We start from the raw sequence: 14,134 nt of genomic DNA on the forward strand, positions 1-14,134 counted from the left end.
CGCGCTTCGAGAGGGAGGGCTCGATGCAGCAACCGCCGTACGGTCAGGGTCAGCAGGGGTACCCGGGCTATCCGCAACAGCAGCCCGGGTACCCGCCGCAGCAGGGCTACCCACCCGGCTATCCGCCCCCGGGCTACCCGCCCGCCGGGTACGGCGCACCGGTGCCGCCGCCGAAGAAGAAGCGGCTCGGGCTGGTCTTCGGCATCATCGGCGGGGTCGTCGTGCTGCTCGGCGCGGGCATCCCGCTGGGCATCTTCGCGAGCGACTACTACGCGAGCACCGGCGCGGCGCCGTCGTCGTCGCCGGTGCCCGCCGAGTGCCGGGTCCCGGCGCCGGTGCTGGAGAAGGCGGGCTTCCCGAGCTTCGTGCTGGCCGGCCAGGGCACCGAGGGCCTGCCGGGACTCAAGCAGCAGGGCTGCAGCTGGAAACCGGGCCCGGACGAGAACGTCCGCGACGCCACCATGCACGTCCAGATCACGCAGTACTCCGGGTACGGCGCGCGCGAGCAGGCGGACGCCCTGTTCAAGCCGACAGCGCCGCCGATCCCGCCGACGGACGTGCGTGGCATCGGCGACAAGGCGCTCTTGGTCCGGCTCGCCACCGGCAGCGCGTTCAGCGGGTCCCGGCTGCACGTCATGAAGGGCACGACCGTCGTCGTGCTCGAGGTGTCCGGCTGGGACAAGGGGTTCTTCGCGAACTCGCCGATGCCCCAGCAGGAAACCGACGCCGCCGTGCAGGCCGTCGGCGCGGAGATCGTCAAGAACCTGGCGCGCTAGGCGGGCGCGGGCAGCGCCCGGCACAGCGCGACCGGGAACTTCGGCTCGGCCGCCCGGATCTCGGTGCAACCGCCGGACTTGGCCTGCGCGAACGACGTCCACCCGGCGTCGCTCCAGCGGAACGCGGTGCGGGACGGCGGATCGGCTTGGCGCGGCGGGAAGTCGACGACGAGCCAGGCCGGGTCGCAGGCCCGCGTGGTGCCCGGGCTTTCCGCGGCGGCGGCGGACACCGCGGCCCCGATCCACGCGGGGTCACAGTGGTCGGCCGGCGGGGCGCAGCTGCCCTGGCGGTCGCAGTGGCCCCAGCCCGCGCCGAGCTTGTGCCAGGCGTTGCCGGTGTCGGCGTTGAGGATGACCGTCCGGTCCGCGATCGGGTCCGTCGTCGTCAGCCGCAGCTCGGCGGGCACCTTGTCCTGGCAGCCGCCGGCCGCCGGGCGCGTCGAGTAGACGACGTCGGCGCGGACGTCGGTCTTCGCCTCCACGACCTGTTCGATCCGCGGCTCGCGGACGCAGCCGGGGTCCTTGCCCGGCAGGGCGACCTGCACGAAGAGGCTGTGGTCGTCCGCGCCGGGGCGGATCCCGGTGACGTCGGCGCGGAACGAGCGCCACTGGGCGCCGATGGTCGTCGGTGCCGGGGCCGCGACCGTGGCGCCCGGTACCTCGCAGGCCACCGCGGCGACGGCCACGAGCACGCCGACGACCGCCAGGATCGGCCGTGTCCACGGTCCGGTCATCGTCACCCCCAAGTCCACGGGGGAATCTAGCCGACGCCGCAGCGTCAGGCGGCCGGACCGGATTTTTCGCTCAGTGTGACGTCCTTCTCCAGGTAGACCGCGCCGCGGATGTGCCCGGAGGCCGCGGGCGCGTCGGTGAGCCGGTAGCCCGCGCGCTGGTAGAGCGCGATGTTGCGGGCGCTGCGCGCACCGGTGAACAGGGCGAACCGGCGGGCTTCGGCGGGTGCGTGCGCTTCGGCGTGGGCGAGCAGCCGCCGGCCAAGGCCCCGCCCGGCGAGGTCCGGCGCGACCATCAGCCTGCCGATCTCCCAGCTGTCCCCGTCGAGGCGGGCGCGCACGGCGCCGACCAGCCGGTGGTCCTGCCGCAGCACCCACACCGACCAGGTCTTCGTCCAGTCGCGCACGTCTTCGAGGGTTTCGTGCAGCGCGGGGATGTCGAGGGTGTCGTTGAGGACGGCTTCCTGGACCCAGCAGCAGCGTTGCAGGACCAGCAGTTCCGGGACGTCTCCGGGGCGGGCGTCGATGGGCTCCACGTCCGCCTGTCTAGCGACCGGCAGGCGGGCGGGCAACTCGATTACCTTGCCGGCGTACCCGGGCGCGCGGACGTTGCGGGCGCACCAGTGGATCGGGGGCGGTCGTGGTGTTCGTCGGTTGGCGGATCGGCCTTCCTCACCGGCGTCTTGGCCTCCTCGGCGGCGCAGATCGCCGACCTCCCAGGGGTGGCGGTGCTGTCCGCGGCGTTCCCCACTTGTGGGTGACTTGACACCTCGGGGGGTTCGCGGTTGACTGGACTACGTCGAACAGGTGTTCGATGTGGAACCGCCGCCTTCCCCGCGGCGAACCAGTGCCGTCGGTCGCGTTTTTGGGAGAGGCTCGGCCGCCGGCCCTAGTCCGTGGTGGGGAGGTGCGTGCGGTGACCGCTGTGGTGGAGCCGCCGGTGGCCCGGCTGGCGGCCCTGCCCGGGGTCAGCACGGCGAGCCGGGTGGCGGCCCAGGCCGAGCGGGCCAGGGCGACGGGAAGGGTGCTCCCGGTCGTCCCGGCGCTGGCCGGGCTGCTGCCCGACACCGGGCTCCGGCGCGGGAGCACGGTGGCGGTCCACGGGGGAACATCGCTGCTGCTCGCCCTCCTCGCCGCGCCCACGGCATCAGGCTCCTGGGCGGCGGTGGTGGGCATGCCGTCCCTGGGCATCGCGGCGGCGGCCGAGTACGGCGTGGACGTGAGCAGGCTGGCGCTGGTCCCGCGTCCCGGGGCGGAGCTCCCGGCGGTGCTCGCGGCCCTGCTGGACGGCGTGGACCTGGTGGCGGTCCAGGCGGAGACGCTCCAGCCGGCGGTGGCCCGCCGGTTGTCGGCCCGAGCCCGTCACCGCGGCGCGGTCTTGTTGTCTTCGGGTGCCTGGCCGGGGGCGGACGTGGAGCTGTCCTGCCGCCGTTTCCCGTGGACGGGCCCAGCCGCCGGCTACGGCCACCTCCAGTCCCGACGGGTCCAGGTGAGGTCCCACGGCCGCGGCGCGGCAGCCCGCCCCCTCGCGGCCGAACTCCACCTCCCAGCCCCGGACGGCACGGTCACCCCGGCAACCCCGGCCCCCACCCGCCAGGAGGCCACCGCATGACCACTCCCACCCTCGCCACCCAGGCCCAATGCCCCGCCAATCACGCTTGCGTCCCTCCCAATCACACATGTCGCCTCCCCAATCACGCGAGTCCCGCCTCCAATCACGCGAGTCTCGTCCCCGATCACGCGAGTCTCGTCCCCGATCACGTGAGTTCCGCCCTCAATCACGCGAGGTCGGGTCCCGGTCACGGGGAATCCGGCCCCGGGCAAGTCGGCCGACCGTCCAAGTACGCCAGCCGACCCTGCGGGCAGGCGGGCCGACCTTCTGGGTGCGTGAGCCGACCCTCCGGGTGCGCGGGCCGACCCTCCGGGTGTGCGGGGAGGCCCTTTGAATTCGCGGACCGACCGCGGGGTTCCGCGGGCCGCCCCTCCCGGTACGCCAGCCGACCCTGCGGGCACGCGGGCCGACCCTCCGGGTACGCAGGCCGACCCTCCCGGTACGTGAGCCGACCCTCCGGCTCCGCGCGCTGGCGCTTCGCGGCCACGAACCGCCCGGTTCCGTACGTGAGCCGGTCTCACCTCCGCCCGCGTTCGGGCGGCCGCCGGATCCGGGAGGGCGCGTGACCGTCCCAGCTCAGCGGACCACCTCCGACCTGCCCACCCGGATGCTCGTCCTGTGGTGTCCGGACTGGCCCGCCGTCGCCGCCGCGGCTGTCGGTGGTGTCTCCGTCGATCAGCCCGTTGGTGTCTTCAGCGCGAACCGGGTCGTTGCCTGCAACGCCGTCGCGCGGCGGAACGGTGTCCGGCGGGGGATGCGGCGGCGGGACGCCCAGTCGAACTGTCCCGAACTCGCCGTCTTCGCTGCCGATGACGGGCGGGACGCCCGGCTGTTCGAAGCCGTCGCGCGGGCCGTCGAAGGGCTCGTTGTCGGGGTCGAGGTTGTCCGGCCCGGGCTGGTTGCCGTTCCCGTCGACGGGGCCGCCGGCTACTTCGGCGGGGAACACGCGCTCGTCGAACGGCTTCTCGACGAGGTCGCCGCCGCGGCCGGGGTCGAGTGTCAGGTCGGGGTGGCCGAAGGGCTCTTCGCCGCGACGCTCGCCGCTCGGTGCGGGGGTGAGTTCGTCGAACCCGGACGGGCCGCCGACTTCCTCGCCTCGCTCCCGGTCACCGAGCTCGACCAGCCCGGCGCCGACCGCGCCGAACTCGTCGACCTGCTGCGCCGCCTCGGGTTGAAGACGCTCGGGGCCTTCGCCGCTCTGTCGGAGCGTGACGTCGCCAACCGCTTCGGGACGGCCGGGTTGCTCGCCCACCGGCTGGCGCGCGGGCGCTCGGAACGGCCGCCGCTGCGTCGGCGGCCGCCGCCCGAACTCACCCTCGCCGAGGAGTTCGACCCCGTTGTCGAGCGCGTCGACGTCGCCGCCTTCCTCGCCAAGGGCCTCGCGACGCGCTTCTGCGCGGCCCTCGCCGGGCACGGCCTCGCCTGCACACGGCTCGGCATCTACGCCGTCACCGAAGACGGCGAACACCTCGGCCGCGCGTGGCGGTGCGCCGAACCGCTGACCCCCGCCGGCGTCGCCGATCGCGTGCGCTGGCAGTTCGAGGGCTGGCTGCGGGCCGCGCCCGGGCAGCGCCCGACGTCCGGGGTCGTGCGGCTGCGGCTGGAACCCGAGGAGGTCGTCGAGGGGCGGTCGCTGCAGCTCGACCTCTGGCGCAACGGCGGCTCCGACGAAGACGACCGGCGCGCGGCCCGCGCGTTCGTGCGGGTCCAGGGCCTGCTCGGGCCCGAAGGCGTGGTCACCCCGGTGCTCGACGGCGGCCGCGACCCCGCGGGCCAGGTCCGGCAGGTGCCGTGGGGCGACCCGCGCGAGCGGACGACGCCGCCGGACGCGACCTGGCCGGGACGGCTGCCGTCGCCGTCCCCGGCGACGGTCCTCGCCCGGCCGGTCCCGGCGCAGGTCTTCGACGACGGCGGCCGCGCCGTCGGGATCACCGAGCGCGACCAGCTGACGTCGACCCCGAGCCGGCTCACGATCGCGGGCGGCGCGGGGCGCGAGGTCGTGGCCTGGGCGGGCCCGTGGCCCCTGACGGGCGACCGACGGCGGCCGGGGCCGCGCAGGGCGCGGTTGCAGCTGGTGCTGGCCGGCGAAGGGGACGAGCCACCCGAAGCGGTGCTGCTGCACTGCGCAGGCACGGAAAAACCACTGTGGACGGTCGAGGGAGTGTACGACTGAGCATGGACGAGGACTACGCACGCAAGCTGCGCAACTGGCTCCGAGCCGAGCCCGAGGCCACGCCCCGCGTGGCCTCGGAGGAACGCGAGTGGCTGCGCGAGATCCCCGAGCCGGCCACGAACGAGCGGCCGGACACCCCCGACCGCTGGACGGTCCGCGGCGAGCTACCGCAAACCCCGGCCGACGACGACTGGGTCTGCCCGGTGATCGCGCTCCCGGTCCCGCGCCCGTCGCGCGAGAACGGCTGCCGCATGAGCGGAATCGAGCTCCGCTGGACCCCGCCACACCGCACCGCGACACCGGACGCGGCCCGCATCAGTGACGCGGAGGCCCGCAGCCGCTGGAACCACCCGACGAACGCCGCCCGCCGCGCGCAGCCACCGGACGCGAACCCGATGACCGACGCCGACGGCCGTAGCCGCCGGAACCACCCGACGAACGCGGCCCGCCGCGCCGGAGCACCGGACGCAAGCTCGAGGAGCGATGCCGACGCCCGCTCCTGCGGGAATACCGGCGGCCGCACCGGGCCGGCGGCGAGCCCGGGGCCCGAGGCTGAGGCCCGCAGTCGCTGGAACCACCCCGCAGCCCCGGACCACCCCACCGAGCCACCAGCCGCCCCCATGTCCGATGCCGAAGCCCGGTCCCGCTGGAACCACCCCTCCAGCTGGCACCGCCGCCGCCGGGCCGCCCAAGATCGGCCCGACCAGCCCGGGAGTCACTGAATGGGCTGGAACAACCCGCCCGTCCGCTGGAAGGACCTCGCCCGGACCCTCGCCGGCGGCCTCCCTCCCGGCGACCACGGTGACAGCCCCGCCTGGGGCCGTCGCCGCGAGGGCTACCGAAAACCCGGCGACCTCCCCACCCGGCGGAACGACGATGGCGCCGAGGCCGTCCGCGTCCCCTACGCCGAACTCCACTGCCACTCCAACTTCAGCTTCCTCGACGGTGCCAGCCACCCCGAGGAACTCGTCGAAGAGGCCGCCCGCCTGCAGCTCGACGCCATCGCCCTCACCGATCACGACGGCATGTACGGTGTCGTGCGCTTTGCCGAGGCCGCGCGGGAACTCGGCGTCGACACCGTCTTCGGCACCGAACTCAGCTTCGGCCTCCGCGGCCCGCAGAACGGCGTCCCCGACCCCGAAGGCGAGCACCTCCTCCTGCTCGCCCGCGGCGACCAGGGCTACCGCGCGCTCTGCCGCGCCATCACCGCCGGCCAGATCCACCACCAGGCCGAAAAAGGACGTCCGATCTACGACCTCGGCGCGGTCGCCGAGGAGGTCGCCGGGCAGTGCGTCGTCCTGACCGGCTGCCGCAAGGGCGCCGTGCGCTCGGCCCTCGTCACGCACGGTCCGGCCGCCGCCGCCGAAAAACTCGAACACCTCATCGACCGCTTCGGCCACGACAACGTCTACGTCGAGCTCACCGATCACCGCCAGCCCCTGGACAGCACCCACAACGACCTCCTGACGCAGCTTGCGAACGAACTGAAGCTCCCGACCGTCGCCACCACCGCCGCCCACTACGCGCGGCCCGAACGCGCTCCGCTCGCCGATGCCCTCGCCGCCATCCGGGCGCGGCGGGGGATCGACGAACTCGAAGGCTGGCTGCCCGCCGCCGGCACGGCCTTCCTCCGCAGCGGCGCCGAAATGGACGTCCTGTTCCGGCGGTACCCCGGCGCGGTCCGCCGCTCCGCCCTGCTCGGCATGGAATGCGCGTTCCCGCTGAAGCTGATCGCCCCCGAGCTGCCGCCCTTCGACGTCCCCGAGGGCTACACCGAGACCACCTACCTCCGGAAACTCACCGAAGAAGGCGCGCAGGAACGTTTCAAAGGCAAGGCCCACGAGGAAAAAGCGCAGGCGCAGATCAAGCACGAGCTCGCCATCATCGAAGAGCTCGGCTTCCCCGGCTACTTCCTGATCGTCTGGGACATCGTCCGCTTCTGCAAGGACAACAACATCCTCTGCCAGGGCCGCGGTTCGGCCGCGAACTCGGCCGTCTGCTACGCGCTCGGCATCACCAACGTCGACTCCGTCGCCTACGAACTGCTCTTCGAACGCTTCCTCGCCCCGGACCGCGACGGCTACCCCGACATCGACCTCGACATCGAGTCCGACCGCCGCGAGGAGGCCATCCAGTACGTCTTCCGGAAACACGGCCGCCTCAGGACCGCCCAGGTCGCGAACGTGATCACCTACCGGGCCCGGTCCGCCGTCCGCGACGCCGCCCGCGCACTGGGCTACTCGCCGGGCCAGCAGGACGCCTGGAGCAAGCAGATCGACCGCTGGGGTTCCCTGCAGCACACCGAAAAGGACCACGACCACGACATCCCCGACGAGGTCCTGCAACTCGCTTTCGCTCTCGAGGACTTCCCGCGGCACCTGGGCATCCACTCCGGCGGGATGGTCATGTGCGCCGAGCCGGTGAGCCAGGTCGTCCCGGTCGAGTGGGCGCGGATGGCCGACCGCAGCGTGATCCAGTGGGAGAAGGAGGACTGCGCCGCCGCCGGGCTGGTCAAGTTCGACCTGCTCGGCCTCGGCATGCTGTCCGCGCTGCACTACATGATCGACCTCGTCGCGGAGTACAAGGGCGAAACAGTCGATCTGGCCGAGCTCGACCTCGCCGACGAAAAGATCTACGACATGCTGTGCCGCGCCGACGCGATCGGCGTCTTCCAGGTGGAGAGCCGTGCCCAGCTGGCGACGCTGCCGCGGCTGCAGCCCCGCGAGTTCTACGACCTCGCCGTCGAAGTCGCGCTGATCCGGCCCGGCCCGATCCAGGGTGGCTCGGTGCACCCGTACATCCGCCGCAAGCAGGGCCGCGAGAAGTGGACCTACGACCACCCGCTGCTCGAAAAGGCCCTCTACAAGACCAAAGGCGTCCCGCTGTTCCAGGAACAGATGATGCAGATCGCGCTGGACGTCGCGAACTTCACCGCGGCGGAGGCCGACCAGCTGCGGCACGCGATGGGCTCGAAGCGTTCGGACCGCAAGATGGACCGGCTGCGGCAGCGGTTCCTCGAAGGCGCCGCGGCGAACGGCGTCGACGACGAGCTCGCGCAGAAGATCTTCCTGAAGCTCAAGGCGTTCGCGAACTTCGGCTTCCCCGAGAGCCACGCGCTCAGCTTCGCGCACCTGGTCTTTTCCAGCGCCTACTTCAAGCTCTACCACCCGGACGCGTTCCTGGCGGGCCTGCTGCGCGCGCAGCCGATGGGCTTCTACTCACCGCAGTCGCTGGTCGCCGACGCGCGGCGCCACGGCGTCACCGTGCACGGCCCGGACATCAACCGCAGCCTCCCGCACGCCACCCTGGAGGCGGGCGCCGGGCCGTTCCACGACGTGCGCACCGGGCTGGGCACCGTGCGCCGGATCGGCGAGGACCTCGCGAAGCGGATCGTGGCCGAGCGGCTGGACAACGGCGAATTCCGCGACCTCGCCGACGTCGCCCGCCGCGTCCGGCTGACCACGCCGCAGATCGAGGCGCTGGCCACGGCGGGCGCGTTCGCCGGCTTCGGCGGGGATCGCCGGCAGGCGCTGTGGACAGCGGGTGCGGTCGCCGGCGAACGCCCGGAGAAGCTGCCCGGGCTGGTCGGCGCGCCGGCTCCGGTGCTGCCGGGGATGGACGGGCTCGACGTCGCGGCGGCGGACGTCTGGGCCACCGGGGTGTCGCCCGACAGCTACCCGACCGAGTTCATCCGTGACCGCCTCGACGAGCTCGGCGTCGTCCCGGCGAGCGGCCTGGCGGACCTCGACGACGGCGCGCGCGTGCTGATCGGCGGCGCGGTCACGCACCGCCAGCGCCCGGCGACCGCGGGCGGCGTCACCTTCCTCAACATCGAGGACGAAACGGGGATGGTCAACGTGATCTGCACGCTCGGCCTCTGGCAGCGCTACCACCGCGTCGCGCGCAGCAGCCCGGCGCTGCTGATCCGCGGGGTGGTGGAGAAGGCGGACGGCGTGGTCAGCGTCCTCGCCCACCGCGTCGAGCCGCTGCCGATGCGCATCAAGGCCAAGTCGCGGGACTTCAAGTGAGGGAACGCCGCACGATCGTGATGATCTCGGGGCTCGCGCCGGTCACCGGCGAGCGGTCCCAGTAGCCGTATTGTTCGTCGAGGACCAGCCCGGCTTGATCGACGAACTCATTCAACGAAGGGACGTCGAGGAAGCGCAACGTGCTTTCGCTGTACTTCGGCGCGTCCCAGTTCGGGCTTTCGTACGTCGTCTTGAAGCTGACATACCCGTTCTCGAACGGCCCGGCGTCGTTCCACGTCCGGACGTCTCCGGCTTCCCAGACGTTCGAAGGCGTCCAACGCTCCCAGCTGCGGGCGGCCGGGTTGCGCGTCTCGAAGCCGAACCGGCCGCCGGGCTTCAGCGCGCGGCGGATCGCCGACAACGCCGTGCGCAGTTCGTCGTCGGTGAGCAGCACCTGGAACGCGTGCCCGGTCATCACCGCGAAGTCGAACTCGGCGTCCCAGGACGCGGTCGACAAATCGCCGTGCACCCATTCGATGTCGTCCCGGCGGCGAGCCTGGATGAGCATGCCCTCGGCCGGGTCGAGCCCGACGAGCCGGCCTTCGTGGCCGGACTCGCGCGCCCAGTGCAGCAGCGAACCGGTGCCGCACCCGACGTCCAGCACGGACTCCGCGGCCATGATCATCGGCAGGTAGAACGCGAAATCGCCGCTGCTCTCGCGCGGGTTCAGGGTGTCGTAGAGGGAGGCGAGGTAGGGATCGACGTAGTCGTGATCGGGCACGGCGCCACGGTAGCCAGCGGATCGGCGAAGATCACGCGGTTTTCGGCGCCGGCCCCAGCAGTTCCGGCCGCGTGGCCAGCTCCCGCCAGTACACGCCGGGGTCGGGCAGCCGCCGCCGGTCCAGGTCGAGCAGGCCGGACACACTCGCCACGTCCGCGACCAGCGTGCCGTCCGGCCGCTGATCCTGGCCCGGCGCCGTGGGCGGCGTCTGCGACTTTTTCGGCCACCCGCACCAGCGCCGCGGGGGAGGAGCCGGACAGGCGGCGGCACTCGCGGCCGAGGTGGACTGGTCGGCGTACCCGAGGTCCGCGCCTCCCACCGCAGGCGCGGACGTCTGCGAGTGCGGGTGGTGGTGCCACTTCGCGGTACACCGACGGCGCCCGGCTCGTGCGCACCGGCGGCGGCGGGCGGCCGGCCCCGGCCGCGGGTGTGGCACCCTGGGCCCGTGCTGGAGACCGGGGAGGACTACCGCGAAGCGGTGTTGTCCGGGCAGTGGTGGGAAAAACGCCGGTTCACCGGCTGCGACTTCACCGGCGCGGACCTGAGCGGGCTGCGGACGCGCGGCTGCACCTTCGACGACTGCGTGTTCAGCCGGGCCGACCTGTCGCGCTCCCGGCACGACGCCTCGGCGTTCCGCTCGTGCACCTTCGAACGGACGGTGCTCGCCGAAAGCCGCTGGACGGCGTGCTCGCTGCTCGGCTCGGCCTTCACCGACAGCGGGTTCGGCGGGATCGCGCTCACCGAGTGCGATCTCTCGCTCGCGTCACTTTCGCGGGCGCGGCTGCGCAAGCTCGGCTTGTCGGGCCTGCGGCTGCGCGAGGCCAACCTCGCCGAGGCCGACCTCTCCGGCGCCGACCTGCGCGGCAGCGACCTGACCGGCGCCCGCCTGCAGGGCGCTAAGTTCGACGGCGCCGACCTGCGCGGCGCGCGTCTCGACGCGAACGCGCTGGTCCAGGCCGACTTGCGGGGCGCCGAGGTCGACGTCGAAACGGCGATCGCCTTCGCCGCCGCGCACGGGCTCGTCATCCGCTGAACCGGCGAAGGCCCCGGCAGCGCCGGGGCCTTCGCGGGATTTCAGTCGATCGGGGGTTCGCCCGGGTCGAGCTCGATCAGGTCGCCCTCGGCCAGCAGCTCCTCGATCGAGGCCGGCAGCAGGTACGCCGACCCGCCGCCCGGCTGGTTGAACCACGGGATCGCGACGCCGGCCAGCGTCTCCAGCGGCCGCTGCACCCGGTAGACGTGGTACGGGCGGTTGACCCACTCCGGCACCAGCGACCGCTCGGCGAACGGCGTGCCCGCCGCGTACGTCAGGTTGCCGTTCGGGCCGCCGAAGCGGTCCAGCTCGCTGCCCGCGGGCAGCTCGCGCAGCTCCTTGCCGCGGAAGAGCGTCAGCGGCGGCTCGCCGGCCAGCGGGCCGATCGGCCACTGCTGCTGGCCACCGCCGCCACCGCCGTTGACCGCGGGGCGGGCCGGTTCCTCCCGGCGCGCCGGCGCCGGGGGAGCCGCGGGGCCGGGCGGAGGCACCGGCAGGACGCCCTGCGGCGCCGGGGCCAGGACGGTCGGCGCCGACGGCGGCTCACGCCGGGGCGGCGCGGGCGGAACGGGCGGCGGCCCGGCCTGCTGGGACACCGGCGGCGGCCCGGCCGGGACCGGCGCGGGCTGGCGCTGCGGGGCGGGTGGCTCGTCGTCGTCGAGGTCGCCGAAGAGCTCCTCGGCGCTGGTGAACGCCGTCTGCTCCTGCGGCGGCACCGGCGGCTCGGGCTTGCGGACCGGGTACGAGCCGGTCGCGATCTCGGGCGACAGCGTCGCGACGACCCGCTGCGGCGCCGGTTCCGGCTCGGGCTCGGGTTCCGGCTCCGGGGCGGGCGGCTCCTCCGGTGGCACGTGGCCCTCCGGGTTGAGCAGCAGCTTGCCGAGCATGAACGCGGCCGCGTCCTCGGCGTCGCCGAACACCGCGGGGTTGCTGAGCTTGCCGTCGTACCAGCCGACGCGCCAGCCGTCCTCGACCTCTTCGACGCTCCACCCGTGCTCGGCGGGCGCGCCCAGCTTGTAGCCGCTTTCGGGGACATCCAGCTCGTCGAGCTTGGCCTGCAGGCCGGCGAGCACCGGGTGGTCCGGGGTCTCGCGGCGCAGCGCCCGGCGACCCGGACGCGGCGGCGCGGGCGGCTCGGCCTGTGCCACGGGCTGGGGAGCAGGCGGCTCCGGCACCGGCAGCACGCCGGGCACCTCGGGCTGGGTGATCATGGTCGGCGGGCCGGGGTCGAACGCGGCGGGCTCCCGCCGCGGCGGCTGGAACGGCGCCTCGTCCTCCGGCCGGGCCGGCGGGCCCGCGTGCTCGTCCTCGTGCCGAGGCGGCTGCCCGGGCTGGAAGACGTGTTCGTCGTCGTGCCGGGGCGGCTGGAAGGCCGCGTGCGACGGGTCGTCGTCCGCGTGCGGCGGCTGGAACGCGTGCTCGTCGTCGTGCCGGGGCGGCTGGAAAGCGGCGTGCGACGGCTCGTCGTCCTGGTGCGGCGGCTGGAAGGCGTGGGCGGGTTCGTCCGCCTGGCCGGTGTCGAAGGCGTGTCCCGCCTCGTCGTCGTGCCCGGCCGGGCCGGAGCCGAACGCCGCGGGCTCTTCTTCCCGGTGGCCCGGCGGCTCCTCCTCGCCCGGCGCGGCCTGGAAGGCGTGCTCGTCCTCCCGCGGCGGCTGGAACGCGGCGTGCTCGTCTTCGCGACGCGGGAACGGCTCGCCGTCCCGCGGCTGCTGCTGCTCCTGCCCGATCGGCTGGTCGGGGACGTATTCCGCGGTCTCTTCGAGGTCGGGCACCCGGCCCGGTTCCGGCGACGAGCCGTTCGTCCCCGTCGCGTGCTCGGCCTGCTGCGCGTACTCCTCTTCGCCGTACTGGTGGTCCTCTTCGGCGAAGCGGTCGTCGAACTCCTGCTCGTCGTAACCCTCGTCGGCGTACTCGTGCTCTTCGGCCGGCGCCTCCGGTTCGGCCGGGGCGTGCGCCTCCACCGGCGCGGGCGGCTCCTGGTGCTGCTGGGGCGGCGCGACCGGCGGGGGCGCCACGGGCGGCGGACCGGCGGGCGCCTGCTGCTGCGCGCCCTGCGGCGGCGGGCCTTGCTGCGGGGGCGGCCCCTGGGGAGGCATGCCCTGCGGCGGCGGACCCTGCGGCGGCCCGGCCGGGCGCTGCTGCGGCGGCGGCTGGTTGCCCCGGGTCAAGTACGCGGCCGCGGCCTGCAGCGTCGGCTCGTCCACCGGCGGCAGTGAGAAGCCGACCGCGCGGACGTGCTCGACGAGGTCCGGTTCGGGCGAAACGCCGTACTTGTGCAGGTAGAAGTTGACGGCGGCGGGCCAGATCCACTGGCCGTCGCTGTGGAAGGCGACCGGGACGGTCGCTTCCGGCGTCGCGGCGAGGCGGTCGATGTCGTAGCCGCGCTCCGGCACCACCAGCGGCGCGTGCTCGAGGTACTCCAGCAGGCGGTCCTGCTCGTCGACCTCGAGGTCGGGGCGGTTGATCACCGGGCGGCCCGCCGGGCCGACGGTGTCGAAGATCCGGGCGATCCGGAAGTGCGGCCCCGGCTGCTCCGGGCCGAGCCCGGACATCCGCCGGATCAGCCATTCGGGCACGTTCTCCTCGGTGCGCGGGAACATCCGCAGCTCGTCGGAGTAGGCCTGCGGCGGCGGCGCGAGGTTCCACACCGGTTCGTCGCGGTTGTACTCGAGGTTGTAGCTGGACGGGTGGTCCAGCTGGTAGCGCGCGTTGAACCACGTTCCGCGGCCGTCGCGGTACATGCCCCCGCGCAGCCTGCCGAAGAGCGTGGCGATGTCGTGGGTGGCGAGCCACTCGTGCACCGTGCCGTCCTCGGTGACGATCTCGCCGGTCAGCTCGTGGTACCTGCCGACGGCTCGGTACTCCGCGGTGACCTTGCGCCAGTCGCGCGGGGCGGCACGGAGCAGAGCAAGTCCGATCTGCTTGACCAGGGTGTCCTGCTCGGTCGCGTTCAGCTGCGTCGTCGGTTGTGCCACCCGCACATTTTGACTGCTCGCGCGCGCGAGTGCACCCCGCATGTGGGTTTTGCCGCCCGGCCACCCGGTGGCACCGGGTCTGACC

General features: G+C 73.7%; 10 protein-coding genes. 6 read left to right on the forward strand and 4 right to left on the reverse strand.

The window, feature by feature from the left end:
• Positions 1-23: 23 nt before the first annotated feature.
• Positions 24-776: a hypothetical protein gene (locus tag ABZX11_RS38700; RefSeq protein WP_354922958.1), complete on the forward strand. Its 753-nt coding sequence runs from the start codon at positions 24-26 to the stop codon at positions 774-776.
• Here ABZX11_RS38700 and ABZX11_RS38705 read toward each other — a convergent pair.
• Together ABZX11_RS38705 and ABZX11_RS38710 are read right to left on the reverse strand one after the other, a co-directional pair.
• Positions 773-1,510: a hypothetical protein gene (locus ABZX11_RS38705; protein ID WP_176177959.1), complete on the reverse strand. Its 738-nt coding sequence runs from the start codon at positions 1,508-1,510 to the stop codon at positions 773-775. The two genes, ABZX11_RS38700 and ABZX11_RS38705, sit on opposite strands and share 4 nt — an antisense overlap.
• A 44-nt stretch (positions 1,511-1,554) precedes the next feature.
• A complete protein-coding gene (locus ABZX11_RS38710; RefSeq protein WP_176173187.1) occupies positions 1,555-2,043 on the reverse strand; it encodes a GNAT family N-acetyltransferase in 489 nt (162 codons plus the stop codon).
• Positions 2,044-2,423: 380 nt separating this feature from the next.
• Here ABZX11_RS38710 and ABZX11_RS38715 point away from each other — a divergent pair, with 380 nt between their 5' ends.
• The 4 genes from ABZX11_RS38715 (at position 2,424) to ABZX11_RS38730 (ending at position 9,320) form a co-directional block, all read left to right on the forward strand.
• The gene (locus ABZX11_RS38715) at positions 2,424-3,119 is read left to right on the forward strand and encodes a hypothetical protein (RefSeq protein WP_354922961.1); all 696 of its coding nucleotides are present in this window, start codon (positions 2,424-2,426) and stop codon (positions 3,117-3,119) included.
• A gap of 607 nt (positions 3,120-3,726) precedes the next feature.
• Positions 3,727-5,292, forward strand: coding sequence for a DNA polymerase Y family protein (locus ABZX11_RS38720; RefSeq protein WP_354923018.1), 1,566 nt, complete (start codon positions 3,727-3,729; stop codon positions 5,290-5,292).
• Positions 5,293-5,294: 2 nt separating this feature from the next.
• The gene (locus ABZX11_RS38725; protein WP_354922964.1) at positions 5,295-6,014 is read left to right on the forward strand and encodes a hypothetical protein; all 720 of its coding nucleotides are present in this window, start codon (positions 5,295-5,297) and stop codon (positions 6,012-6,014) included.
• Positions 6,015-9,320: an error-prone DNA polymerase gene (locus ABZX11_RS38730; protein ID WP_354922967.1), complete on the forward strand. Its 3,306-nt coding sequence runs from the start codon at positions 6,015-6,017 to the stop codon at positions 9,318-9,320.
• Here ABZX11_RS38730 and ABZX11_RS38735 read toward each other — a convergent pair.
• Positions 9,313-10,041, reverse strand: coding sequence for a class I SAM-dependent methyltransferase (locus ABZX11_RS38735; protein ID WP_354922970.1), 729 nt, complete (start codon positions 10,039-10,041; stop codon positions 9,313-9,315). The two genes, ABZX11_RS38730 and ABZX11_RS38735, sit on opposite strands and share 8 nt — an antisense overlap.
• Positions 10,042-10,486: 445 nt before the next feature.
• Here ABZX11_RS38735 and ABZX11_RS38740 point away from each other — a divergent pair, with 445 nt between their 5' ends.
• Positions 10,487-11,074 carry a pentapeptide repeat-containing protein gene (locus ABZX11_RS38740; RefSeq protein ID WP_176173184.1) on the forward strand — a complete coding sequence of 196 codons (588 nt, stop codon included), beginning with the start codon at positions 10,487-10,489 and terminating at the stop codon, positions 11,072-11,074.
• A gap of 41 nt (positions 11,075-11,115) precedes the next feature.
• Here ABZX11_RS38740 and ABZX11_RS38745 read toward each other — a convergent pair whose 3' ends face one another.
• The gene (locus ABZX11_RS38745; protein ID WP_354922973.1) at positions 11,116-14,055 is read right to left on the reverse strand and encodes a glycohydrolase toxin TNT-related protein; all 2,940 of its coding nucleotides are present in this window, start codon (positions 14,053-14,055) and stop codon (positions 11,116-11,118) included.
• Positions 14,056-14,134 lie beyond the last annotated feature (79 nt).

It is taken from the genome of Amycolatopsis sp. NPDC004169 (assembly GCF_040610315.1).
Classification (GTDB): domain Bacteria; phylum Actinomycetota; class Actinomycetes; order Mycobacteriales; family Pseudonocardiaceae; genus Amycolatopsis.

Bases quoted from the DNA above. Each gene is read 5' to 3' on its own strand.
- ABZX11_RS38700 (WP_354922958.1), top strand. From the start codon at position 24: ATGCAGCAACCGCCGTACGGTCAGGGTCAGCAGGGGTACCCGGGCTAT.
- ABZX11_RS38705 (WP_176177959.1), bottom strand. From the start codon at position 1,510: ATGACCGGACCGTGGACACGGCCGATCCTGGCGGTCGTCGGCGTGCTC.
- ABZX11_RS38720 (WP_354923018.1), top strand. From the start codon at position 3,727: ATGCTCGTCCTGTGGTGTCCGGACTGGCCCGCCGTCGCCGCCGCGGCT.
- ABZX11_RS38725 (WP_354922964.1), top strand. From the start codon at position 5,295: ATGGACGAGGACTACGCACGCAAGCTGCGCAACTGGCTCCGAGCCGAG.
- ABZX11_RS38730 (WP_354922967.1), top strand. From the start codon at position 6,015: ATGGGCTGGAACAACCCGCCCGTCCGCTGGAAGGACCTCGCCCGGACC.